26 protein-coding genes are annotated in these 24,632 nt (G+C 44.8%); 2 read left to right on the forward strand and 24 right to left on the reverse strand.

Annotated features, from left to right (window positions below):
* Window positions 1-544 precede the first annotated feature (544 nt).
* Both U9Q77_03390 and U9Q77_03395 read left to right on the forward strand, forming a co-directional pair.
* Window positions 545-3,064, forward strand: a complete 2,520-nt coding sequence (locus U9Q77_03390; protein ID MEA3286405.1) for a TonB-dependent receptor — start codon at window positions 545-547, stop codon at window positions 3,062-3,064.
* Window positions 3,065-3,188: 124 nt separating this feature from the next.
* Window positions 3,189-4,337, forward strand: coding sequence for a DUF4249 family protein (locus tag U9Q77_03395; protein ID MEA3286406.1), 1,149 nt, complete (start codon window positions 3,189-3,191; stop codon window positions 4,335-4,337).
* A 152-nt stretch (window positions 4,338-4,489) separates the two neighbouring features.
* Here the strand turns inward: U9Q77_03395 and U9Q77_03400 are convergent, their stop codons facing one another.
* The 24 genes from U9Q77_03400 to U9Q77_03515 form a co-directional block, all read right to left on the reverse strand.
* Window positions 4,490-4,960, reverse strand: coding sequence for a Spy/CpxP family protein refolding chaperone (locus U9Q77_03400; GenBank protein MEA3286407.1), 471 nt, complete (start codon window positions 4,958-4,960; stop codon window positions 4,490-4,492).
* Between the two features lie 15 nt (window positions 4,961-4,975).
* The gene (locus tag U9Q77_03405; protein ID MEA3286408.1) at window positions 4,976-6,124 is read right to left on the reverse strand and encodes a hypothetical protein; all 1,149 of its coding nucleotides are present in this window, start codon (window positions 6,122-6,124) and stop codon (window positions 4,976-4,978) included.
* A gap of 31 nt (window positions 6,125-6,155) precedes the next feature.
* Window positions 6,156-6,347 carry a hypothetical protein gene (locus U9Q77_03410; GenBank protein ID MEA3286409.1) on the reverse strand — a complete coding sequence of 64 codons (192 nt, stop codon included), beginning with the start codon at window positions 6,345-6,347 and terminating at the stop codon, window positions 6,156-6,158.
* 62 nt (window positions 6,348-6,409) lie between these two features.
* A complete protein-coding gene (locus U9Q77_03415) occupies window positions 6,410-6,820 on the reverse strand; it encodes a hypothetical protein (protein MEA3286410.1) in 411 nt (136 codons plus the stop codon).
* A gap of 253 nt (window positions 6,821-7,073) precedes the next feature.
* Complete coding sequence (locus U9Q77_03420) at window positions 7,074-8,408, reverse strand: sigma-54 dependent transcriptional regulator (protein MEA3286411.1); 1,335 nt, start codon at window positions 8,406-8,408, stop codon at window positions 7,074-7,076.
* Window positions 8,405-10,156, reverse strand: coding sequence for an ATP-binding protein (locus U9Q77_03425; protein ID MEA3286412.1), 1,752 nt, complete (start codon window positions 10,154-10,156; stop codon window positions 8,405-8,407). The genes U9Q77_03420 and U9Q77_03425 overlap by 4 nt, the downstream gene beginning before the upstream one ends.
* 34 nt (window positions 10,157-10,190) lie before the next feature.
* Window positions 10,191-10,823, reverse strand: a complete 633-nt coding sequence (locus tag U9Q77_03430; protein MEA3286413.1) for a transposase — start codon at window positions 10,821-10,823, stop codon at window positions 10,191-10,193.
* A 280-nt stretch (window positions 10,824-11,103) separates the two neighbouring features.
* Window positions 11,104-11,508, reverse strand: coding sequence for an ATP synthase F1 subunit epsilon (gene atpC / locus U9Q77_03435; protein ID MEA3286414.1), 405 nt, complete (start codon window positions 11,506-11,508; stop codon window positions 11,104-11,106).
* Window positions 11,509-11,514: 6 nt separating this feature from the next.
* Window positions 11,515-12,903 carry a F0F1 ATP synthase subunit beta gene (gene atpD, locus U9Q77_03440; protein ID MEA3286415.1) on the reverse strand — a complete coding sequence of 463 codons (1,389 nt, stop codon included), beginning with the start codon at window positions 12,901-12,903 and terminating at the stop codon, window positions 11,515-11,517.
* 16 nt (window positions 12,904-12,919) lie between these two features.
* Window positions 12,920-13,777, reverse strand: coding sequence for an ATP synthase F1 subunit gamma (atpG, locus tag U9Q77_03445; protein ID MEA3286416.1), 858 nt, complete (start codon window positions 13,775-13,777; stop codon window positions 12,920-12,922).
* A gap of 129 nt (window positions 13,778-13,906) precedes the next feature.
* Complete coding sequence (atpA, locus tag U9Q77_03450) at window positions 13,907-15,442, reverse strand: F0F1 ATP synthase subunit alpha (protein ID MEA3286417.1); 1,536 nt, start codon at window positions 15,440-15,442, stop codon at window positions 13,907-13,909.
* A gap of 14 nt (window positions 15,443-15,456) precedes the next feature.
* On the reverse strand, window positions 15,457-15,993 hold the full coding sequence (gene atpH / locus U9Q77_03455) for an ATP synthase F1 subunit delta (protein ID MEA3286418.1): 537 nt from the start codon (window positions 15,991-15,993) through the stop codon (window positions 15,457-15,459).
* The gene (gene atpF / locus U9Q77_03460; protein ID MEA3286419.1) at window positions 15,993-16,487 is read right to left on the reverse strand and encodes a F0F1 ATP synthase subunit B; all 495 of its coding nucleotides are present in this window, start codon (window positions 16,485-16,487) and stop codon (window positions 15,993-15,995) included. The genes atpH and atpF overlap by 1 nt, the downstream gene beginning before the upstream one ends.
* Before the next feature lie 30 nt (window positions 16,488-16,517).
* On the reverse strand, window positions 16,518-16,736 hold the full coding sequence (locus U9Q77_03465) for an ATP synthase F0 subunit C (GenBank protein ID MEA3286420.1): 219 nt from the start codon (window positions 16,734-16,736) through the stop codon (window positions 16,518-16,520).
* Window positions 16,737-16,878: 142 nt separating this feature from the next.
* A complete protein-coding gene (gene atpB / locus U9Q77_03470) occupies window positions 16,879-17,697 on the reverse strand; it encodes a F0F1 ATP synthase subunit A (protein ID MEA3286421.1) in 819 nt (272 codons plus the stop codon).
* Window positions 17,697-18,071 (reverse strand): hypothetical protein, encoded by a 375-nt coding sequence (locus U9Q77_03475; protein MEA3286422.1) that lies wholly within the window; start codon window positions 18,069-18,071, stop codon window positions 17,697-17,699. Before U9Q77_03475 ends, atpB begins: the two co-directional genes overlap by 1 nt.
* A 14-nt stretch (window positions 18,072-18,085) precedes the next feature.
* Window positions 18,086-18,289 (reverse strand): AtpZ/AtpI family protein, encoded by a 204-nt coding sequence (locus U9Q77_03480; GenBank protein ID MEA3286423.1) that lies wholly within the window; start codon window positions 18,287-18,289, stop codon window positions 18,086-18,088.
* A gap of 181 nt (window positions 18,290-18,470) precedes the next feature.
* Entirely contained in the window at window positions 18,471-18,851 is a 381-nt protein-coding gene (locus tag U9Q77_03485) for a polymer-forming cytoskeletal protein (GenBank protein MEA3286424.1), read from the reverse strand.
* The gene (locus U9Q77_03490) at window positions 18,844-19,650 is read right to left on the reverse strand and encodes a M23 family metallopeptidase (protein ID MEA3286425.1); all 807 of its coding nucleotides are present in this window, start codon (window positions 19,648-19,650) and stop codon (window positions 18,844-18,846) included. The genes U9Q77_03485 and U9Q77_03490 overlap by 8 nt, the downstream gene beginning before the upstream one ends.
* A 122-nt stretch (window positions 19,651-19,772) precedes the next feature.
* Window positions 19,773-20,666: a ParB/RepB/Spo0J family partition protein gene (locus U9Q77_03495; GenBank protein MEA3286426.1), complete on the reverse strand. Its 894-nt coding sequence runs from the start codon at window positions 20,664-20,666 to the stop codon at window positions 19,773-19,775.
* Window positions 20,659-21,420, reverse strand: coding sequence for an AAA family ATPase (locus tag U9Q77_03500; protein MEA3286427.1), 762 nt, complete (start codon window positions 21,418-21,420; stop codon window positions 20,659-20,661). The genes U9Q77_03495 and U9Q77_03500 overlap by 8 nt, the downstream gene beginning before the upstream one ends.
* Before the next feature lie 93 nt (window positions 21,421-21,513).
* On the reverse strand, window positions 21,514-22,422 hold the full coding sequence (locus U9Q77_03505; GenBank protein ID MEA3286428.1) for an EamA family transporter: 909 nt from the start codon (window positions 22,420-22,422) through the stop codon (window positions 21,514-21,516).
* A 210-nt stretch (window positions 22,423-22,632) separates the two neighbouring features.
* On the reverse strand, window positions 22,633-23,229 hold the full coding sequence (locus U9Q77_03510) for a cytochrome b/b6 domain-containing protein (GenBank protein MEA3286429.1): 597 nt from the start codon (window positions 23,227-23,229) through the stop codon (window positions 22,633-22,635).
* Window positions 23,229-24,632: tetrathionate reductase family octaheme c-type cytochrome (locus tag U9Q77_03515; protein ID MEA3286430.1), on the reverse strand; the 1,404-nt coding region annotated here is incomplete at its 5' end. The genes U9Q77_03510 and U9Q77_03515, both read right to left, overlap by 1 nt.

Genomic DNA, 24,632 nt, shown 5'->3' on the forward strand with positions numbered 1-24,632 from the left:
ACAGCGGCTCTGAATTCCCTTAATCGTTCAGCAATGGATGACATAACCCCTCGTTTTTAAATTCGTCACAATATGCGCTCTGGATTGAAAATTGAAAATTGAAAATTGATCGATTCTGGTTTACTTTTGCAAATTATTTTGGCAGCCTAGCCGCGGAAGTTCTTCCTCCATGATTATTGGACAATAAACTGGCATGATAGTATCCGAAAGGCAAGTTGCTTTTCCTTTTTCTCAGTGAGTTACCAAAGTTTTTAAGTCTAAAGTCAGAAAGTTGAAAATTTGGGAGATTGAAGATTGGAAAATTTAAGGGATCGCTCTGTACCTCAACCCTTACCCCTCGACTTGGATCCTCGCTGGTCAGCTTCGCCTCCACAAACCACTTGGGATGACCAGGCTAAATTTCCAGTTTCCAGTTTCCAGTTTCCAGTTTCAAGTTTCAAGTTTCAAGTTTCAAGTATCAAGTTTCCAGTTTCAAGTTTCAAACAAAATTGTCACTCCAGAACAAACAGGTTGATAATCAATGTTTAGTTTTCATATTTGCGCTATGAAAAACAAACTCCTCCTCAATTTCCTGCTTCTTATGCTACTGGCGACAGCTCTTCTGGCAAATCAAAGCATCCATGGCTTCATCCGGGATGACCAAACCGGGGAACCATTGCCCTACACCAATATTATCCTGCCCGACCTGAACCGCGGTGGAGTTTCTGATATTGATGGTTATTTTGTAATCAGCGACCTGCCGGTGGGGTCTCATACGCTCATCGTTTCCATAATAGGCTATTCCAAACATATACAATCCATTCAACTTCCACAGGATATCAACCTGAGACTTGATATTCGCCTGAACCAGGAGATCATTGAGGGTCAATCCGTTGTAATCAGTGCTGAACGTGAGCGATTCAAAGAGCTGGTAACAACAAGTACTGTGACCCTGGATCGACGCGCTATTGAAGTGGCGCCCTCCTTTGTAGAAGCAGATGTCTTCCGGGCTTTGCAACTCTTACCTGGTGTTCAATCATTGAATGATTTCTCATCAGCACTTTATGTGCGTGGATCTACACCTGATCAAAACCTGATCATGCTGGATGGCATCACTGTTTATAATCCCATGCACCTCGGTGGTATTTTCTCCACCTTTAATACGGATGCCATCAAAGAGGCTGAATTCCATGCCGGCGGGTTCCCGGCTCAATATGGTGGCCGGCTTGGTTCCATTCTCAACATCATTAATCGGGAAGGCAACACAGAAGAGATTACAGGCAGTGCAAATATTTCACTCATTTCCAGCAAATTGCTGGTGGAGGGTCCTCTGCCAACCGGTGATTCAGAATTGTTAAAAGGCTCCTGGATGATCGCCGGGCGACGCACCTATTTTGACATCATTGCCAATGCTGGCTGGAAATATTTAGTTAAACCCAACCTGGATAAATGGGAGCGTGAGAATGCACCAGATGAGATCATTCCCTACTATTTTTATGATTTCCAGGGAAAGGTGAATCTGGATATTGGTAGTGACCATCGACTAACCTGGAGTTCTTTTTATGGTGATGATATCCTGGACTGGCAATATGAAGACAGTTATTCATCTGATGACTGGTATGATGAAGGGTATCAGCCAGTAGATAACTATTACTACGAAGGCAGTCAAAAGAGTGTCTTTGATTGGCGCTGGGGAAATTTCACCAACAGTCTGACCTGGCGTTGGATCGTTAATCCAAAGTTGATAGCCAAGACCTTTGTCGCAAATAGTCGGTTCCGTTTTGAAGTCGATTTTGATTATGAAGATGAAAGCTATTCTCGCAGTGATACTGATACCAGCAGTTCACAATCATCATATGGGTTTGACCTCTTTGACCGGATCAACGACCACAGTTTTGAAACTTCACTGACCTGGCTCCCCAATGATGCCCATAAAGTGACCGGTGGTTTTCAAAACAAGCAGGTTCATTTCAACCTGGGAATGATCATTGGTCTTGAAGAATCCTACAACAATGATGCTCCTGAGGTCTATATCGATACTCTGATGTGGATGGAGTCACAACCGATTGAGTCTGCTTTCTATATTCAGGATCAATGGGAGATCAATCCCCTGCTTTCGCTGCAGACTGGACTCCGAATAGCCGATTATTCTTTACATGATACGACCTACCTGGAACCCAGACTGGGATTGAAGTATTTTCTTTCAGAGAATCTATCACTGAAAGCTTCAGTGGGTCGCTATCATCAATTTCTCACCGTTGCTAATCCACCAGATGAGAACCTGCGGTTTTTGGATATCTGGTTTGGAGTGCCGGAAAACCGTCTTGCTCCTCGCTCGGATCATTTCATTCTGGGGGCTGAATACCTGACTGATTCTGACATCCTGATCCGGACCGAAGCTTACCATAAGTCTTTCGATAATCTGTTAACCTTAAAGCCCACAGATCTGATAGCTATCGATGATGATGGCAATCTGCGCATTGATCCCTTTAATGAGTTCTGGGATACCGATGCCTATGCAGATGGCCTGGAAATCCTGGTAAAGAAATTATCTGGAAAAGTGCGGGGCTGGGCTGGTTACACCTATGCGGTCACCCAGCGTAAGTATGCAGAACAGGATTGGTATTTCCCAAAATATGACCGGACCCATACTCTGAATGTAGTTGCTGACTGGGCATTGACCGAAGCCCTGCATTTCAGCACAGCAGTGACTTACTCCAGTGGGAATCCTTATACGGCTGTGATCGGACGATCAGAGAATTGGCACGACCAGGCTCGATCACTTGATAATTATTGGTGGGCTCAACAAAGTTTCCTGTATGGGGAAAAGCATAGCGAGCGTTATCCGGGCTATTTCAGATGGGATGTGAGTTTCAAAAAACGCAAACCTTTCTTTAATGGTACACGAGAGTGGTATTTTCAGGTTCTCAATGTGACGAACCATCTGAATATTTTCAGCTATATCTATCAGAACCGGGGGGAATATGACTATAGAACCGGGGAATATGTCAATAAGGGAGTCCAGAGAGCTGGCATCCCCATGTTTCCCTTTTTTCCGACTTTTGGGGTGAAATTTGAATTTTAATAAAAGCTTTAACCACAGCGTTCACAGAGAACACAGAGATTCATTGGGGGTAACCGCTAATTACGCGAATGGCGCGAATGGGTTTGTGTGGCTAGAATCTGGGCGGGGTTTACTGAGAGTTGTAATGCAACCACGGATTACACTGATTTCACGGATTAAAAGCTTTTTTAAGGTAACCGCTAATTACGCGAATGGCACGAATGGCTTTGTAGAGCAAGGACCCGGGCGGGTCTTTTTGAGTACAACGCCTGCCGAGGCGAAGCTGTTAAGCGGAGCTTGGAAGAATTTTCTTAGAATGGCAATCCTTTTTCCATTGTTCGCGGTCATGGTTTCCTGCGGAAGCTGGGGTTGGGAATCTATTGAGACGGACAATGAAGAGCAACTTAATGTCTTTGGCCTGATCAGTTTGGATGATTCAGTTAGAAGTTTTGTCATTGTTCATAAAACTCTGGATACAGCCGGACCAGATCAAATAGTGGTTGGTAAAGATACCGTCCACTACCAGGCTTACGAATGGGAGGATTGGGAGACAGGTGAAACTTTTTATGATACAAGCTGGTACGACCCGCCTTGGATCAGGACCCGGTATGAATCCAGATATATTGTAAAAGATGCCGTAGTGACCATCTATGATGGAGCTCAGGAATATCAATTTATTCGCGCTCCCGCCCAGGATTCAAATGTAGAATACAGGTATTATGGTGATATATATAGTGACCCGGCCATTTATTTGAATGTAGATCAAAGCTTTATCCCCCAGCCTGAAACAAATTATACCTTGGATATCAGCACACCAGGTGGTTTGACCCTGACTGGTTCTGTTCAGACACCTCCACGGCCGCAAATCATTGAGAATAACCTGGCTGATACACTCTCTATTCGGAATTTATTTCAGGTCAGTTGGCACTATGTTGGAGCTTATTCAGCAGTCGTGACTACTGGAAGAAAGAATAATGCCGGCGAATTCTGGATCTGTGGTTTAGAACAATCCGGCATCATTCAGCCGGAAGATACGACCTGGAATTCAGCAATAGATTCATGGTGCAACGATGTGTCTCCAGAAGTAGATTCTATCTCAGATATGGATATTCGATTGCGATTACTGGATGAGAATTATTACAAATACTTTCTGGCAACCGATGACGATGTAGCTGATGTTTCGAACTTCCTGATTGGAACTGGTAGTATTGGTGCTGCCTATGGCGTGGAGGGTGGCTTTGGCGTTTTTGGAGCAATCAGTGCTGATTGGATTCATCGGATTGCAGTTCCTTGAGGGTAGTCGAAGGTCTAAAACCCAAAGTCCATCGGGTATTTCGGTGGGCTCAATGTCCTGATTAATCAAATGCCCCGGAATAATCCAGGGCATTGATACAGGGAGGAAGCTCCCGTCTCCGGGAACAACATATCTAAACACTACTTTTTTAATCACCACCGACCGTTGCCAGCCCGATTACCACGTCGGCCACCTGGATTGCCTCCGGTCCGACCATCCCGTCGATTGCCCTTGCGATCACCTGATCCAAAGTTTCGTTGATCAAAGATCAGCTGCTGATCCTCAGTCAGGAGTGAGCGAATCTGAGCACGATGACTATTCATTATTTGATCGATAGTCGTTTCCAATTCTGCAATGGAAGCCTCTAACTCAGCGATCCGGGCAGCGTCTGGAGCATCGGACCGATTTAATTGTCTGAGTTCCAGCTCCAGTGTCCGTGTATTTTGACGGATCCCCATCATAGCCGGCTGCATGGTTTCGCGCAATGCTGTGATCTGTTGCATCTGCTCGGTTGTCAAATTCAAGCTTTCATCCCAGGTTAATTGACGACCTCCACCACGGCGCCCCTGAGCAAAAAGCATTGATGTTGTCAGTAGGATCAATAGGAATATTTTTAATTTCATTTGATTCCCCTTTCCTTAATTATTTAGATTAATACCAATATTGTAGCTAAGACTTTGATAGTCATAGAGTGGGTCATTTGATCGATTTTGAGTCCATCCAAGTCCCAGATCAAGTTCGAGATCAGCTAACCAGGAAAAACGGGTTAACATCCAATTTTTGCTCCAGTTCAATTGAAGGCTATTGCGTTCATCTTCACGATCATACCCCAGATTCACCAATTCCTCATTGATTTGGTCATAATCCATGGTTTGAAAATCAAAGAGATAAACTGGAACATCCAGATAGGATCGCTTAAGATACGAATGAGTGATCTTAAGACTGTTATTGGAATTGAATCGATAGAGCACTCTTAGTGCAGCTGAAGGACCCTCCCAACGAAAACGATCCGTAAAGGGATTGTCCAAACCATCCTGGAGTCTGAGTAAATCAGCTGATTCATTCAATAAACTTTGAGATTCCAACCAAAGGGTCAGTCCTATTCTGGGTCCTAACGATTGGCTGAGTCTGATCTCTGAGGTTACCAGGTTATTGCTGGGGATATCACTTACTGCAACTGTCCGGATATGTCTCCCTCGTCCTGTCACGGTGCTTTGTGACCAAAAATCCTGAATCGCAAATGACGATCTCAAATAAAGAGAGGTTTTTGTCTTGAATGATTGATTATAAGCTGCATAGACCGAGTGTTCTGAGTTGGAAGCTTCAGCAACTTCAGAATACTTTTTCAGGGTTAAATCATATCCTGATGTGATCAGGTGACCAGCTTTAAAATAGTATTTCCACTTCAGGTAAAGTCCATATCCCGAACTATTGTAATAACTGTAATTTTCATGATAACGATTTACAAATGTCTGTAACCCAGCAAATAGCTGGTTATTCTTTATCTCCAGATAACGTAACTGAAGCCCAAATTCTCCCTGGCTGGAGGAATATTCAGTAAAAGGAAAGATCTGAGAGTGAGAGATATCAAGATAGGCCCTTGAATTATCAGATAGAACTGAACTTACCGTTAACATTGAACTACCATAAGCAGCATTTTCCACCAATCTACTGCCCAGCAAGAAGTCTGCTGCTCCAGTACTATTGCTCAAGTCATAGTAGATCTCCTGGGAAAATAAAGATATGGAGCCTGTGATAAACTGACCTGCTAAAAGGAATCGGATCATGAATTTTCCAGGGTTCATCGGTATGCAACTACTAAACTACTAAATAGAGTTGAGCTTTAGCTGAAATTGTATCAGCGATCAGATCGAAACCATTCTCAGTATACCAGCAGCATGCTTCGTTTATAATTCCTGTAAACAAAATTGATTCTTTGCTGGTATTAGATAAATACAAACCAGCCTGGAAACGGGCTGGGAATTCTGATCTTCTCAATTCTTCATTCATTGTCGGATTCCTGGAAAGATAACAGGGGAGGAATGAACTCCTCCCCTGTCTGGGTCTTTCAACTAACGTCCAAGAAGCACTTTTGTTTGAGCCTGAACGGGTTCAGGTATGACAATACAATCACCAGAGCCATCACCAGGACCGTTACCATTTCCAGGACCGTTACCATTTCCAGGTCCATTACCGTTACCTGAGCCATCACCAGGTCCATTTCCACTATTACCACCATTGCCACCAAAACCGGTACCACTACCATCCTGTGGCGGAACAAAGTCATCATCCTGACCGTTTGGGATTCCGTCACCATCAGCATCAGGAGCCAGATCATTAAAACCATCGCCATCTTCATCGATGAATTCTCCAGGTCCATTTCCCCACTGGCCACCACCGGCCTGGGCATATACAGGGCTGGCAATCGCGAATACACTTAGAGCAGCTATCATCATCATGGCGGTTAAGAGTTGCTTTTTCATTTTCATTTCTCCTTTTCTGTTTTAAATAAACATGTTCTCAAAAAAGCTGCTCTCCATAGTCCAATTGCTGTGCCAGTTTTCTGGTAAAATCTTATTGCCATATATTAGGTACTGTTATTACGTGGCTTACAGATACTGACTCAAGCAATTACAAGGAGTACTTATTGAGATTATCCCGACAAGTCAGGTAAAATTCGACAGAATTGTCGAGATTGGCATTACTTCTCGACTTGAGAAATATGTGATCAGTTACTTATTTAAGTTGGTATTTCTGGAGTTTGTAGCGCAGGACACGCTCACTGATTCCCAGTCTTCGGGCACATTCACTCTGGTTACCGTTGGATTCCTCAAGTGTTTTACTAATTAGATCGGACTCCATATTAACAACAGAGTCTTTGAGGTTACCTCCCGTAACCTGACCCTGTTTCACTATTTTGAGAGGTAAATCCTGTGGTGTTATTTCCTGATCCAAACATAGCAGGACGGCTCGCTCAATCATATTACCCAATTCTCGCACATTTCCCGGAAAATGATAAGCACGTAGATGCTTGAGTGCTTCGTCTGAGAATTGAATATCCAAACGATTTTCACGAACAGTAAATTGCTTCAGGAACAATTGAGCCAGGATCTCGATATCGGCCCGTCTTTCCCGCAATGGTGGAATATGAAGGTTGATGACATTCAATCGATAATACAGATCCTCTCGGAACTCACCGATCTCGACGGCATGCTGCAGATCAACATTGGTGGCCGCCAGGATACGCACATCTGACTTTAAAACTTTATTCTGACCGATCTTTTGAAATTCACCACTTTGCAGGAAGCGAAGCAATTTTGTCTGCATATCCAGAGGCAGATCCCCTATCTCGTCCAGAAAGAGGGTTCCCTTATGAGCTTCTTCAAACCGACCCATCCGAGCCGCTGTGGCTCCAGTAAAAGCCCCTTTTTCATGTCCGAAAAGTTCACTCTCAATAAGATGGCTGGGTAAAGCAGCACAATTAAGAGCAACCATAGCTTGCTTGGCTCTTTGGGAGTGTTTATAGATGTACTCGGCCAGCACTTCCTTCCCAACACCGGTTTCTCCCGTGATTAACAACGTTGTCTGGCTACCGGCAACCCGGTTCGCTTGTTGAAGAACCTGCAACATGGCTGGATCTTTGGCAATAAAATCATTAACCTCAGTTGAAATGTCTTGAGTCTTGTCCTCTTGAACCGTGTTCCGTTCCTTCAAGTGGGCTTCGATACCTCTAAGAAGCGCTTCCAAGCGATCCAGATCTACTGGCTTTGTAAGAAAATCCCAGGCACCAGACTTCATCGCCTTAACTGCTATATCCACGGTCCCAAAGGCTGTGATCAGAACCAGAATCACTCCGGGATGCCGGGATTTAACTTCCTGAAGCAGATCTGCGCCTGTCATATAGGGCATCTTATAATCAGAAAGAACAATATCTACCTGATTAGAGTACATGTGCGCCAAGGCAGTTTGAGCAGAATCCGCTGTAGCAACCACATAACCGATTTTTTTTAAGAATCCTGCCAATGAATCGCGTTGGAGTTGTTCGTCATCGACGATCAGTATTTTTGTCATTGTTTCACCGGTAAATTAATTATGAATTTGCTGCCTCTGCCTGGATCGCTCTCCACTTCAATAGCTCCAAAGTGATCGGCAATGATCTTGTGTGTCAGTGCTAAGCCAACTCCGGTTCCCATATCCTTGGTTGTATAGTACAGGTCAAAGATACGACTTTGTTCGGCTTGATCGATCCCAACACCAGTATCCTGGATGGTTATCTCTATGGTGGATCTATTTTTGTGTGCCGACAGGGTCACTCTATCACCGGCCTGGCAGGCTTCAATAGCATTTTTTACTATATTAGAGAGCGCTTGTTGCAAAAATTCTCCATCCCCCTCCAACACCAGATCAGTTTCATCCAGGATTAGATCGACCTGATTCGCCTGAGCCTGTGATCGATACAATTCCATAACTTGATTCAATATCTTATTTACCTCGATCCGAACCAATATGAGTGGCATTGGACCTGTGTATTCCAAAAACTCCTGAAGTGTGTTATTAATTCTGTCAATCTCCGAGACCATGGTTCCTGTCAATGTATGATATTCATCAAGATCAGTTTGGGGGACGAATTCCCGTTTTAGCCTTTGAGCTACTATCCCAATCGCATTTAGTGGATTGCGAATTTCGTGGGCGACACCGGCTGCCAGTTCCCCCATGGCAACCTGTTTTTCCCTGAGTCGATTTAACTTCTCAAGCTGAAAGACTTCGGCTTCAATACGCTTTTTTTCCTTTTTAAGGAGGGCAGCATTCTGACGCGTCATTAAAAAGATTAAAGTCACAAACGCCAGAATAGTCAAGAGAGTTGATCGGATCAATATCTGGATGATGATCTGCCCCCTTAGACTCAGGAGGGTATCAGCATTAAACCCGATGCGGACTTCCCCGAAGCTTGAATTGAAAAAAACCGGACGCACAACTTCAAGAAGACTGGTATCACCCTTACTGACCTGATACAAAATATCCTCAAGAGGTTCTCTGCTCCAACTTTCATCAACAACTGAACCAAGCTTTGATACATAATAGGGCTCTTGGTCATCGATCGTCAATTTGAGATACTGAAGATCCTTGACTTGCAATAGATCCTCTAATGCGGTCTCAACGGCAGTCAAATACTTGAACTCATCATCATCACTCACGGATAGATGACAAGCCAGAGCTCCACCGCGATCCCTGGCAATGGCCACGAGAAAACGGGCTTCCTGATCCAGACCTCTGTTGATTCCGCTTACATCTTCTTGTATTTCCTGATCAACACCCACGATCACCAGATCCTGTTCACCATCAAAGATGGGCTGCAGATGTCTCTGTGCCCATTCCCCCTCGTTTAATGCATTAGCCTTCATTCGAACTGGATCTTTGACCACTGCATGCTCAACTTGTCCCTGCTCATTAAATATGATGACTTTCAAAATATTGCCTTCATTAACCAACTCATCAAGGCGGTTAGTACCCAGGTCCTTTTCAGCATCCACTTTGTTGAGAATGCTCAGTACGTCAATGGCATGATCAATATAAGATTGTTTGATTTCTTCAGTGAGGTAGGCTTGTCCGCTCCCACTTTGAGCAATAACCGCTGCGGTCATAGCGGCTTGATCCTGGATCAACTGTAGCAAATCACGATAGCGGGATTGGTACTCGATAAAGCTTGAAACAGTCAGAATCACCAGCACCACAACATATAATGTGATATACCAGGGTTTTAGTCCGAGTGATTTTTTGGTGGCTGAAAACATGCTTGGCAAATTGAACTTATGCTCCAATGGATATCAACTCCTATTTTGCATATTGATGGGTTTAAATGCTTTTCCAGTTTGTCGGATTTTCGATTATATATTTCTTTATTCGATGGTAGGCAGCGTTGTTACGAATTATGTGGTCATGGTAACGGGGTTGCCACAATTTTCCATCAAATCGGGGCCAATTATTATTTTTCACACCCAGGATATAGGCATTGGTGGTCATTGTTTTAAACCAATCCATCATATCAAAAATAGATGCATGGTATTTTTTATTATTGGAGCCGTATGGGTGCCCCCGTTGGGAACGCCCACGCGGGGACGTCCCTACGTGGGCATCCGTGTTGTGGTTTATGGTGTTTGATTGTGGGTTGGTTGTTGTTTGGGCATCCACGCAGAGATGCCCGTACAGGGGAATATCCATGATTTCGATGATGGTATGGAAATGGTTCGGCATGACTACGTGTTGGCGTAATACAATATTGGGATATTTATTTTCTAGTTCAAAATACCATGTTTCAACCATTTTCCCGGCATCATTCAAAATCATTTTTCCATTAATTACGTGACCAAACAATTGCCGTCCATTTTTTACATTCACAGTCAAAAAATATCGACCTGGCTGAGAATAGTCATAACCCTTCAAGCGAATTGAACGGCGATGGTGTCTGGCTGGATCGTAATACATCATAATTGATTGCTGTATAATTGGTTTTTTCCTCTTACTTAGGTAAAGAGTGTTTTATGATCGATTTTAATTGGGTTATCTTAAGATCGTTCCTGGTTCAGGAACAATCAACACATATTTTTTTGAATCAGTTGGTTTTGGTGGTTGCATGCAATCAAAAAAAGCCCCAGACCAACTGGGGCATTGAATTTGGTTAATTTTAAGTTCGAGTGTGTCAGAAGACTCTTCGTCCCCAGCACTTCGACTCCGCTCAGTGTACGAAACTTGGGAAACTTACAACTACCTACTTACCACCAACCCTTAAACGGTTCATGGCTCTTTTAAGAGCAACTTCAGCACGGGCTTCATCGACTGATTCATCCTGTTTTCTGCTGAGGAGATCCTTGGCGCGATCAAAGGCTTCCTGAGCCCGCGGCAAATCGATATCTGCTTTGGGTTCCGCTGATTCAACCAGGAGCTGGACTCCTGATTCAGTGATTTCAGCAAATCCTTTAGTGGCGGCATAGATAGCCTCTACCTTGCCCTTGACAACTTTTATTTCACCTACATCTAAAGCCATAATCGAGGCTGTATGTCCAGCCATCACACCAAAGGCACCATCTACTCCAGGAGCACGGAGATAATCCACAACTCCCTCGTCAAAGACCTGAGTAGGGGTAATGATCTCTAGCTGAAATTGAGCCGCCATAGCGTCTTACCCCATTTCCTTCGCAGCAGCGATAACTTCGTCAATATTACCTTTATACATAAAGGCATTCTCTGGATACTTGTCCATATCACCAGCCAGAATGGCTTCAAATCCAGTAATGGAATCTTCCAGCGAAACGTATTTTCCTTCAGTTCCGGTAAAGGCCTCAGCCACAAAGAATGGCTGTGAGAAGAATTTCTGCATGCGACGAGCGCGTTTTACAGTATCCTTGTCCTCATCAGACAATTCATCCATACCCAGAATTGCAATGATATCCTGCAGATCTTTGTACTTCTGCAACACAACTTTCACTTCCTGAGCCACATTATAATGACGATCTCCTACAACACGGGGATCTAGAATTCTTGAGCTCGATGAAAGCGGATCCACAGCCGGGTAAATACCCAACTCAGCAATTCCTCTCTCCAACACTGTGGTTGCATCAAGGTGAGCAAAGGTGGTTGCCGGAGCCGGATCAGTTAAATCATCAGCCGGTACGTAGATGGCCTGAACTGAGGTTACGGAACCCTTTTTCGTGGAAGTAATACGTTCCTGCAAATCACCCATCTCAGTTGAAAGGGTTGGTTGGTATCCCACCGCTGAAGGCATTCGACCCAACAGCGCTGATACTTCAGAGCCCGCTTGGGTAAAGCGAAAAATATTATCAACAAAGAATAAAACGTTTTTGCCTTCAACATCACGAAAATATTCGGCCATTGTCAATCCTGAGAGAGCCACACGGAGACGCGCCCCTGGTGGTTCATTCATCTGACCAAAAACCATGGCCGTTTTATCAATAACACCTGATTCGGTCATTTCAAGATAGAGATCATTACCTTCACGGGTACGTTCACCTACACCGGAAAAAACAGAATATCCACCATGTTCAGTGGCAACATTACGAATAAGTTCCTGGATCAATACAGTTTTACCAACACCGGCGCCACCGAATAAACCTGTCTTTCCACCTTTAGAATAGGGTTCCAACAGGTCAACAACTTTGATACCTGTTTCCAGAATTTCACTTGAAGTGGTCAGGTCTTCCTGCTTTGGAGGATTACGGTGAATGGGAAACCTATCACCTTCTGGGGCTGGTTTACCATCGATAGCATTACCGATAACATCAAACATACGACCCAATGTTTTCGGTCCAACTGGGACAGTAATCGGTGAGCCAACATCTGTTACTTTGGCACCACGTGTCAACCCGTCAGTAGAGTCCATAGCGATTGTACGGACAATATTCTCACCCAGATGCTGTGCAACTTCCAATACCAGTAATCCCTCTTCACGTTCAATATTCAGTGCGTTTAAAACTTCAGGTAGCTGACCGTCTTCAAACATAACGTCAACTACGGCACCCATGATCTGAACGACTTTTCCTTGATTTGCCATCGTATGAATCTTCCTCTTATTCCACTAAAGCTTCAGCACCACTTACAACCTCAAGAATCTCGGTTGTGATTGCAGCCTGTCGTGCCTTGTTATATTGTAGGCGGAGCCTATCAATGAGATCTCCGGCATTTTCAGTTGCGGCTTCCATTGAAGTCATCCGTGCAGCATGCTCAGAGGCATTGGATTCCAGCAAAAAGTGCCACATTTGCACATTCAAATGACGAGGAACCAAGGTGGTAACCACCTCGTCCTTGGAAGGCTCAAACAGATAATCTGTGGATATTTCTTCATCGCCCTCATCTAGAACCAATGGTAGGTAATGAAATTCCTCGATCTCTTGTTGAGCAACATTCTTAAATTGATTGTAGATAACCCGGACATCATCATACTCACCGGCCAGATAGCGAGAGGTAACGGCTTCAGCCATTGTGACTGCATGGCTGAAGTTGAGTTCATTCCAAAAATCAGCATAATGTTCAACAACATTATAACCACGTTTCCTGAAAAACTCATAGCCCTTGCGACCGATACAGATCAGTTGAGCTTGATCTTTACCAGCTTCATCAATAATAGTGCGCGCCTGCTTTAAAATGTTCGTATTGAAACTGCCACAAAGGCCGCGATCAGAAGTAAAAACCACGAAAGCTTTTTTCTGAGCAGGTCGCAGGTTGAGCAGGTCATGTGTATTTCGGTTAATATCCGGTAATAGATGTTTCAGAACGCCATTGATACGACCGGCATAGGGTCTGGCCTGTTCCATGTTGCTTTGAGCCCGGCGTAATTTTGCCGCTGCCACCAGCTTCATGGCCCGGGTAACCTGCCTGATACTTTCAATGGTTCCAATTCGTTTCCGAATGTCTTTTAAATTCGCCATCGCAATCCCGTATTAAGGCGTTGTGAAGAAATAGCTCGACCATTTAGGCTTGGCTATTCCTACGTTTTTTGCCTTGTTACCGTACAAAATTACTGCCTCTATTCTGTTCAACTTATTTCTCCACAAAGCCTATGCGGCAAATCCTTTTACAAATTCCGTAACGGTTTTGTCCAGAGCAGCATCGATCTCATCACTCAGTTTACCTTCTTTGGCAATTTTCTTGAGCAGATCAGACTGGGTAGCATCCATGTAATTCAGAAATTCCGTTTCGAAACGTCTAATCTCAGATGGTGCGATCTTATCTAAATATCCACGTGAAGCAGCATAGAAGATGGAGATTTGTTTTTCGGTGGACATGGGCACGAACTGATTTTGTTTTAATATCTCGTAGAGGATCTCACCACGCGTCAGTTGCTTTTGAGTAGCAGCATCAAGGTCAGAACCGAATTGAGCAAAAGCAGCCAGTTCACGGTACTGAGCCAAATCCAGACGCATACCACCGGCAACCTTTTTCATGGCTCCCACCTGAGCATTACCTCCCACACGAGATACCGAAATACCTACGTTCAAGGCCGGACGCTGTCCACTATTGAACAGATCAGTTTCTAGAAAGATCTGACCATCAGTAATGGAAATTACATTGGTGGGGATATAGGCCGATACATCACCCATCTGAGTTTCAATGATGGGCAGGGCGGTTAACGAACCACCACCCAGATCACTACTCAGTTTGGATGAGCGTTCCAAAAGACGACTATGGAGATAGAAAACGTCGCCAGGATAGGCTTCGCGACCAGGAGGTCTTCTCAGCAGGAGGGACATCTGACGATAAGCCACAGCATGCTTGGAAAGATCATCAAAAATGATCAGGGCATGCTGACCCTTGTCTCTAAAATACTCACCAATTGTTGCACCGGTGTAAGGTGCGAGAAACTGTAAAGGAGCAGGATCAGAGGCATTGGCGGCCACAATAGTCGTGTATTCCATGGCACCCTGGGCTTCCAACTCGGCCACCACGCGGGCAACAGTTGAAGCCTTCTGTCCGATAGCTACATAAATGCAAAAAACGGGTTCATCAGGAGAATTGGGATCATGGGTTGATTTCTGGTTAACAATAGTATCCAGAGCAACAGCTGTTTTCCCAGTCTGACGGTCACCAATGATCAATTCACGTTGACCACGGCCAATAGGAATCATACTATCGATCGCTTTGATACCGGTCTGCAGGGGCTGGTTCACAGGGCTACGTGCTAACACACCCAGTGCTTTACGCTCCACAGGCATGGTTTGCTCAGCTTTGATCTCACCCTTGCCATCCATGGGTGTACCAATCGGGCTGACCACCCGACCAACGATGGCATCTCCTACACCAACGGAAACGACCTTGCCAGTACGTTTGGCTTGATCCCCTTCTTTAACCAGGCTGGTATTTCCAAAGAGTACCAGTCCGACCTCGTCTTCTTCCAGGTTCATGGCCATACCCACAACACCGTTGGGCAGCTCGATCAGCTCGGAGGCCATAACATTTTCCAGTCCACTTACCCGGGCAATACCGTCACCAACCATGATGACTTCGCCGATTTCGGCAACATCAATGGAGAGATCCAGTTTCCCCAGTTCTTCCTGGAGCAATTTTGTGATTTCGTCTGTTCGAATATCTGTCATATTCCTGTATTCCTTTAGGACTGGATCAGCGATTGTCTGATCCGAGCGAGTTTGCTGGACAACGATGCATCCAGAATGGTATTACCAACTCGTAATGTTAAACCACCCAGGATATCCGCCTTTACTTCTGCAGTAAAATCGGCTTTCCAGGATGTGACTGATTGGACAATATGATGAATCCGCTCCACCGTTGCGGCAGATAGTTCACCTGTACTAACGGCATGCACTTTGACCTGGCCACTGCGTTGATAAAAGGCAGTTTCCAGGCTCTTGATGATCATACCCAACAATTTCATATCCCGCTCTTCACCCAAATGGGCCAGGAAAGCCTGGTTAATGGGGTGTAGTTCAGGATAAACTTTCCCAAGTAATTCGATCTTTTCAGTTGAATTAACTTTTGTTGATGCCATGAAAGCTTTGAGAGCGGGTTCACGCCGATAACTGGTATAAAAAGTCTGCATGGAGCGGTAAACCGGCTCCAGCGCGGCCTTTTGTTCAGCGATCTTAAGCAACAGGTTGGCGTACTGGCGACTTTTTACAGAAGTGCGCATTAATTTTGTCCGTAATCCTTGAGAGCATCCTCAATGAGGCGCTCATTATCTTCCCGTGATAGGGATTTGACGATGATCTTTTCGGCAGCGGCCATTGAAATATCCACGATCTGTGTCCGAATCTCTGAAATGGCTTTATCGCGTTCCCCAGCAATCTGAGCTTCGGCTTGTTTCAAGATCCCGGCAGATTTGTCCTGAGCCTCATTAAGGATCTCAGCTTTCATCCGTTCAGCGGTTTCCTTGCCAGCAGCTACAATCTCCTGGGCTTCCTGCCGAGCTCTTGTAACCATGGCTTCGTATTCAGAAGCGACTTTATCAGCTTCTTGACGAGCCGTTTCAGCTTCAGCCAGAGAATCACGAATAAAATTTTCGCGATCTTCCAGGGCTTTGATCATCGGTTTCCAGGCTTTAGTCCCCAGAATCACCAACACAACAATGAAGGTGATCCAGGTCCAGATCATTAAGCCAGTGTCAAACCGTAGCAGGTTTTCCATAATTCCTCCGAAGGAGTGTTTTCAGGCCTTTTATTTCAGAGCGATGAGGAGTGCAACAACCTCACCGATGATGGCAACACCTTCAAGCAGGAAAAGAGGCAGGTTTACAGCACCAGTGATCTTGTCGGCAGCTTCAGGCTGACGGGCGATACCGGCAGCAGCGGCAGCAGCCAATTTTCCAATTCCCAGACCTGCACCAATAACGATCATACCTGCACCAATTGCGGCACCTAGATAAGCAAATTCCATTTTAAAACTCCTTTGTAATGTTGAGGGTTTCCACTGCCTGGAGATCAGTAACACTTACCTGTCTTAATCCCTTGAACTGAGTAAGCATGATCTGGTCTTGAGCAACAGAAGGTTTATATGTTTGTATAGTAAAAATCAAAATCTAATGATTGGGGTGAATGGACTGGCCGATAAACACTGATGATAGCAGGGTAAATACATAGGCCTGAACGATACTCACGATTATCTCTAAAAATGTGATACCCACATTCATGGCCACCGAAGCCACACCAACGTAGGCATTGTGTAGAATAAATATGGGGGCAAAAATGGCTAGCATGGCAACGTGCCCAGCTGTCATATTGGCAGCCAAACGCATGGTCAAGGCAAAGGGACGCACGAACATACTCATCACTTCAATGGGAATCAAAATGATCAGAACTGCCTTGGGTACATTCCCAGGAACCATATTCTTCCAATGCTTGAAAAAACCATGCTCTAAAACCCCAGCAATTATGATGGCGAAGAAAGTGATAATGGCCAATGCAGCGGTCATATTGAAATTACCCGTTGCGGTTGTGCCGCCATGACCATGATTGATGTAGTTGAACATGGGCATGAGACCGAGGAAATTCATGGTCAGTATCAAAAAGAAAAAGGACATCACCAGCGGTCCCCATTTCAAAACATGATCTTTCCCTACTGTTGGAATAAGAATACCCGTTCGCACAAAGTCTACCACAAATTCGAAAGCGTTGGTAAAACCTGTGGGAATCGGTCTTTCCTCACTGCGATATTTGCGAGAGGCGTACAGTGCGGTTGTAACCAATACACCTGCAGCAATCCACAACATGATTACATGTTTGGTAATGGAGAGATCAACACCGAAGAGATCAAAGTGGATCATCACATCACTATTTGCAACGTGTGCTATGATCTGATCCCCAATATTTGTGCTGGTTTCGTGGCCTTGTGCAGCCATTAAGATTTCTCCCCTTTTGCGTGTCTATTGCCTGCCATAAAAAGCGGCCAATAATAAGCTTCGACCCCATGCCACGCAAGAAAGTTTATGAGTAATGTTACAATAAATGTCATCTTATCCAAAGTACCTGCATTAATTAGAATTACAGCCCAGATACCGAGCAGAATCACCTTCATTAAGAAGCCGATTATATTGATCTTTTGAAGCTGTTGGGCATCATGGATTTTGTTGTAATCAGCCCAAAACAGGAGTGAACCACTGATCAATACCGGCAACAATGCTCCGGCAAGTACAGAATTTACAAGGTGAATCTTGCCCACGAATGCAAATGCCGCCAACACCACCCCATTCAGCACCAATGCTGCCAGTCCCAAAACCTGCCACGGCCTCATTTATCTTTATCCTTCATGTAGATACTTTTATACAGTTCGTACATTCCGATGGCAACCCCAAGCAATGCACCTATCAAAACTCCGTATTGGGGCCATTCGAATTTATGATCCAGGTAATAGCCAATGGCACCTAAACCCAGTACACTCCCGGTCATGGAAGAAGCTGCGGCCATATACTTACCGCCCCCGATGGAACTCACTAATTGCTCCCTTGGTGAAATGTCAGGTGTTGGGGGTTAGGAGTTAGGATGCTCATATTAATTTAATTTCATCTTGGGTGATTATACCCACGATTGAAATAGTGGGCTGCTGAGACCATCAATTACAACTCGGAAGCCCACGACTTACCGTCCGGGACATTTATACATAAAACAAAAATACCTAATCCTCCTCATCGAGAACATCAAAACCGATCTCTTCATCAGATTTTTCAGGTACCATGGAACTGCGTCCCTGAAATACAGCACCATCTTCGATGATGAGTCGGGTGGCAATAACGTCTCCTTTGAGACGACCAGCTTTGCCTAACGCTACTTTTCCAGCAACCTCGACATTGCCACCAACGATACCACCAATAATGGCGTATTCGCCCTTGATACCACCCTTCACAACGCCTGATTCAGAAACGGTTACAAAGCCACTGGCTATGATACTTCCGGCAACTGTACCATTGATGTGCGCACTACCGTTTATATTCATGTCACCGGAAACATGTGTTCCGCGTCCAATAATTGTTTCTATACGATGAATTCGATTAGCCATCGATTGTTTGCTCCTCTCCAGTTGGAGAATCTTCTCTTAATTCAGTAATAAATGTTGCAGGATCCAGGGGAACTCCATTATGCCATATCTCAAAATGAAGATGAGCCCCTTCAGAGATTCCCGTATTACCCATAACGGCGATAGGCTCAGCCCGATCCACTACCTGTCTTTGGCTTACCAGGTTTTGTTCATTATGTCCATAGACTGTCAAATAGCCATTTCCATGGTCAATAATAATGGTGTTCCCAAACCGGTAGGTCCAATCCGAAAAGATTACATAACCCCGGCCAGCTGCCTTGACTACTCTATCTTCAATAGATGATAGATCAATACCCAGGTGATCCTGACTGAACAGGCCTTCCCTGACCTGAAAACCGGCGTTTACAAAACCTTTGATGGGTAAATAGGTCGGCAGGTCTTCCAACAGCCCCATCGTTTCAAAGGGAGACAACTCCCAGTTATCAATTTGCAGAGCACTGCTATCACCCAGCTCACCTGGAAAATCATAGTGACCACCCAAAGTACTTTCAATAAAATGATTGATCTCTTCGATCCGTTTAGCGTTTTTCAGGATGCTGGCCACCTCCTGGCGTTCACTTAGAAGATAATCATTTTCACGTTGTATTTCCTTGAATTTCAGAGCTTTAGGTAGATAGAATACTGAGAAAAAGACAATAGCTCCCACAATTAGAATCGCTAATATTTTTAAAACATTAACCATTTTAGTTGTGATAGAGATTGTCCTGCCGGTGGCTTCATTATCGGGAAGAATGAGGATGGTATATTTTTGGTGTTTCATGAAATCCTTATCAAGTTTCTGTTTAACCACAGAGCACACAGAGGACGCGAAGTGATTAGATTGTTTCTCGCTCTGTTTGCTGATTCAGGTTATAGGTATCCAGGTTTCATATTAATAAGTTTCTAACCATTTTCACTTAATGATTCAAGCAATTCAATCAAACGTTCCAGGTCATCATCTCCAAAATAATCAACCTCAATGATGCCCTTCTTTTTACCCTGCTTGATCTGCACCCTGGTACCCAGAGCTGTCATCAGTGATTCTTCGCTTTTACGAATGAAAACGGATTTTGTTTGGGTCTTGGCTGGTTTTTTCTCGGGAGCAGATGCCTTTTTTTTCAATTTCTTAACATAATTCTCAGTTTCACGGACACTCATATTCTGCCGTCGCACTATTTGGAAGACATTTACGATCTCTTTCTCAGATGCAAGACCCAGCAAAGCCCGGGCATGTCCAGCGGAGATCACCATATTCTTAATGGCACCCTTCACTTCAGTCGGCAATTTGAGTAGGCGCATCGTGTTGGTGATCGCGGCACGACTCTTCCCTATATTGGTAGCGATCTCCTCATGAGCGAGTTTATATTTCTCCGCCAGAATCTGGTAAGCCTCAGCTTCTTCCAGGGGATTCAGGTTATCACGCTGGAGGTTTTCAATGAGTGCCAGTTCCACCATATCAACATCACTCTCAACTTCGAGAATGTGAATGGGAATGGTCTCCAGTCCCAATTCCTGACAAGCCCGCAAACGACGTTCACCAGCGATCAGCTCGTATTCGCCTTCCACCTCTCGCACAGTTATCGGCTGGATAAGCCCCTTGGCTTTGATGGATGCCTTGAGATCTTCAAAAGCCTGGACTGCTTTTTCAGAGTCGAAATCCTTGCGCGGCTGAAAAGGGTTGGGTCGAATCTGTCCAGGTGCAGCGGTGACCAGTAACGAGGATTCGTTTTCAGAACTCCCCAGCGACTCTAAAATTGCATCAAGTCCGCGCCCCAGACGTTTTGGTGTATCAGGCACTTTCCAAAACCTCCTCAACCAGACTCATATAATTGGCAGCACCTACAGAATTGGCATCATACAGCATGATCGGTTTGCCGTGGCTGGGAGACTCACTCAGGCGCACATTCCGATTGATGTAGGTCTTGTACACCCGTTCTTTAAAATATGTTTTAACCTCCTCCACCACCTGCTTGCTGAGATTCAGACGACCATCATACATGGTCATGAGCACACCTTCGATAACCAAAGCTTTATTGATCGTTTTCTGAACTCGCCTGACCGTGTTCAACAATTGGCCCAATCCTTCCAGTGCATAATACTCGCATTGAATAGGGATCAAGATAGAGTGAGCTGCGGTGAGCGCATTCAGGGTTAATAGACCTAGAGAAGGTGGACAGTCGATGATAACAAAATCATAATTGTCTTCAACCTCAGCCACCGCATCTTTAAGAATGCGTTCCCGGGCAATAGCTGAGACCAGTTCTACTTCGGCACCGACCAGTGAGGGGCTTGAAGGAATAACATCCAAAAAAGGTAATTCACTTTTCTGTAGAATATCAGCCAGAGTTGTCTGCCCCAGTAGAACTTGATAGATGCTTTGGCCATCGACTCGAACGGGGTGTCCCATACCGGCAGTGGAGTTTGCCTGGGGATCCAGATCAATGAGCAGTGTTTTTTTTTCCGTTACAGCGAGACCTGCAGCCAGATTGACTGAAGTAGTGGTTTTCCCCACGCCTCCTTTTTGATTGACAATGGCGATAATTTTTGCCATAAGATACTGTTTTTTAAAGACCTTTCACCGTTTTATTCAGGCTTTGAATATAGTTGGACTCGTGACCAAATACAACTGCTTGCTTGAAAACCATTATCCGCTCACCTGCTTATTCCGGAACCGCTTAAAGGAACCTGTCTCCGGTAAGGCCACAGCCAGTAGGATGATGGCTGCACCTGCCAGACTCATCGGGGTCAGTGATTCACCCAATAGGACCCAGCCCCAAAAGATGGCCACAATTGGAATAAGGAAGGTAGTATAGCTCATCTTTACTACCGTGACGTGTTTCAACAACCAGAAATACATTGAGAACCCGATGGCCGATCCAAAAAGAGCCAGATAGGCGGTGGCACTGAGCTTGAGCAGCGTAAATTCGATCTGCTCCCATGGTTCAATTATCAAGCCTGTGATAAAAAGTAAACATGCTCCAATAAGCATTGCCATTGCGTTGGTATTGACTGGATCAAAATGGCTCCCCTCCCGTTTGTAAAGAACATTGGAGTAGGTTGACCCGAAAATTGAAACCAGAATGACTATCATGCCCAAGGCCGCCTGGGGAGTTACACTCTGTCCGTGGACATCAAAGATCAGGTAGGAGCCGATCAAGGCACCCGCCAGACTAAAAACATTTGAAAAGTTGATCTTCTCTTCTTTGAGCATGAAATGAGCAAATACTGAAACCTGAACGGGTAGAGTAGCCCAGAGAATTGAGGTAATATTGCTCTCTACATACTGCATCCCCCAGTAGGTGAAACCATATCCAATAAAAAAGTTTCCCATACCGAGAGCAACGATCACCTTGGTATGACCACGAGGCGGTAAAATAGATTTTCGTCTGATCAGTTGATACACCACCAGTAGGCCGGCAGCCAGAAAAAAACGGATGGCAGCCATCATGAAAGGCGCTTCTCCCACACTCACCTTGATGGCAATCCAGGTACTACCCCAGATCAGGATCAGAGCAGCATATATGAGAGGTATCTGTATATGCTCCTTTTTCATGGACTGAAATTAAAAGGGAACAGGGGTGAGACTATTTAATTGTTTTGTGTGCCAAACATTATCCAGGCGGTGGTTAAATCACCGCTTAACAGGTTGAGATATTTTATGACAGCGGTTCAATTCCCACATTTGGAAACAACTTCTCCAAAATGATAGCGGGACATGAATCCATGCCCCGCTATTGTATTACTTAGAACTGTGAATGGCGCTTTATTCGTCGACCTCTTCCCATCCGGTGATCATAGCCTTGAGATTCGAGGTCAAAGTATGGCCAGTACTGGTCAGGTACACATGAATAATGATGAACATGATCAATGAATAAGAAGATATGGTATGAACCACAGCTATCCACTCCAAATTGGCAAAGGCACTGCCCGCATCAGCCAGATTATTGTAATAATAGTATAAGGCCCCCGTCACTATCTGCACTGGTAAAGCCAGGATCTTGATGAACAAATAGGTCAACCGCTGCAGGGGATTCAGTTTTGAAAGCTCCGACTTCTTGGTTGGATGGGGCGCATTTCTGAAAATCCCAATGAGGTAATACTCCAACATCTCCGAAAGCAGTTTACTGGTGGGAATATATTGACGCCATTGACCGGTGGTAATATGCCAGAAAACAGCAAAGGCAATCAAAATGATCAGTGACCAGGCCGAAAAGTTGTGAATAGCAACAGCATTCTCAAATCCAACAATGTTGAAATTGCCATGCACTTCCATTCCCGTTACAGCAAGCACAATAATAAGAATAGCCTGCATCCAGTGCCAGAAACGGTTGAACATACTGTATAACATGACCTGTTTCATTATGAAGTCCTCCTGCGGCTCGCGACAAAGCGTAAAGATCCATGAACCAAAACACCCAGGAGTGATCCAATGATCATAAGTTTACCCAGGATCTCCAACCAACTCCAACTGTCCCGACCAGGCATATAGAACCCGGCCAGACCGGCCAGTCTTCCCTCGCGACTATGACAGTCATTACAGGTAAGAGCCTTTTCTTTGGGCTGCACCATGTGGTTGAGTGCCCAATTCATTTCAGTTTCCACAAAACCATATTCACCGGAGTATTCAAAGTTGAATTCCTCAGCATTGGTTCTGATTGCCTTATCCCAGTCGAAATCTTTCCAATAAGCACCGGATCCTTTCTTGCCAAAAAGTTTTGGTACCACGAAAGTCTTATTTTTACTATCATAGATCTGTTTTCCACGATGAACTTTCACCGGCCAGATTCGGGCTTCAGCATCATCATAGGATCCTTCAAAAGGATTGATCACAACTACTCCACTATCATCAATTGGATCATCCGGTAATACAAATTTGTTATTGCCATTGAACCACTTGTATTCCGGTTGAATATTTTGTTCCCAGACAAATTCGCCCTTGGCTGTCATGTAGGTTACAAATCCACGCTCATCCTTAAGCTTAAGGGGTTTGCCATTCTCATCAAACTTGCCAGCCTTGGACCAATCCCACCACATCTTGGTGGGGCGCTCAACAGCCATGAATGGTATATGACAGGTCTGACAGGAAACCTTATCGACGTGATCATTATATTTTGGCAGGTTAACATGAGGTGACAAGCCATGACAGGATTCGCAAGTACTTGATGAAAGATCCGGTGAGGGCAGATCAATACCATGGTGGTCGATAGCCAAAGGATCATAACGACTGCCACTGATGGAGTGTTCATCCGTGGAATGACATTGTGAACAGGAAAAGTTCTCTCCATCAATCCCCATATGGACATCCAATTGGCGGGTGGGTCTAAGCAGAGATCCATCCAGATCACCATGCTTAACCCCATCACCTCCACCACCGTAAAAGTGACAGGCTCCACAGGTTTGTCGGCTGGTTTCGCCCACATTTTGAGCAACGTAGGTCAGGTCTATTCCTTTAAGAAGTTTCCCTTTGAATTTTGTATCCGTAAGGATGACGTCGCCTGCTTTCGTTGGGAATTTTTTATAGGTACCGGTCTGATCGTGACAGACCAGGCAATCGACCCTTTCTTCTGAGGTAAAATCGAAGGAATCATCTTTCCAGCCATAACCAGTATGACAACTGGTGCAGCGTGGCTCATTACCTTGCACGCCAACACAAAAATTATTGATCACATGACGTTTACCCAGATTCTGATCCTGATGCGAGGTAACATCCCAGGTCCAATGTTTAGTCTTATGGATCTGCATGGATGCCTCAGTGTGACAGCT

Source organism: Candidatus Neomarinimicrobiota bacterium (assembly GCA_034716895.1).
GTDB lineage: Bacteria > Fidelibacterota > UBA8477 > UBA8477 > JABMPR01 > JABMPR01.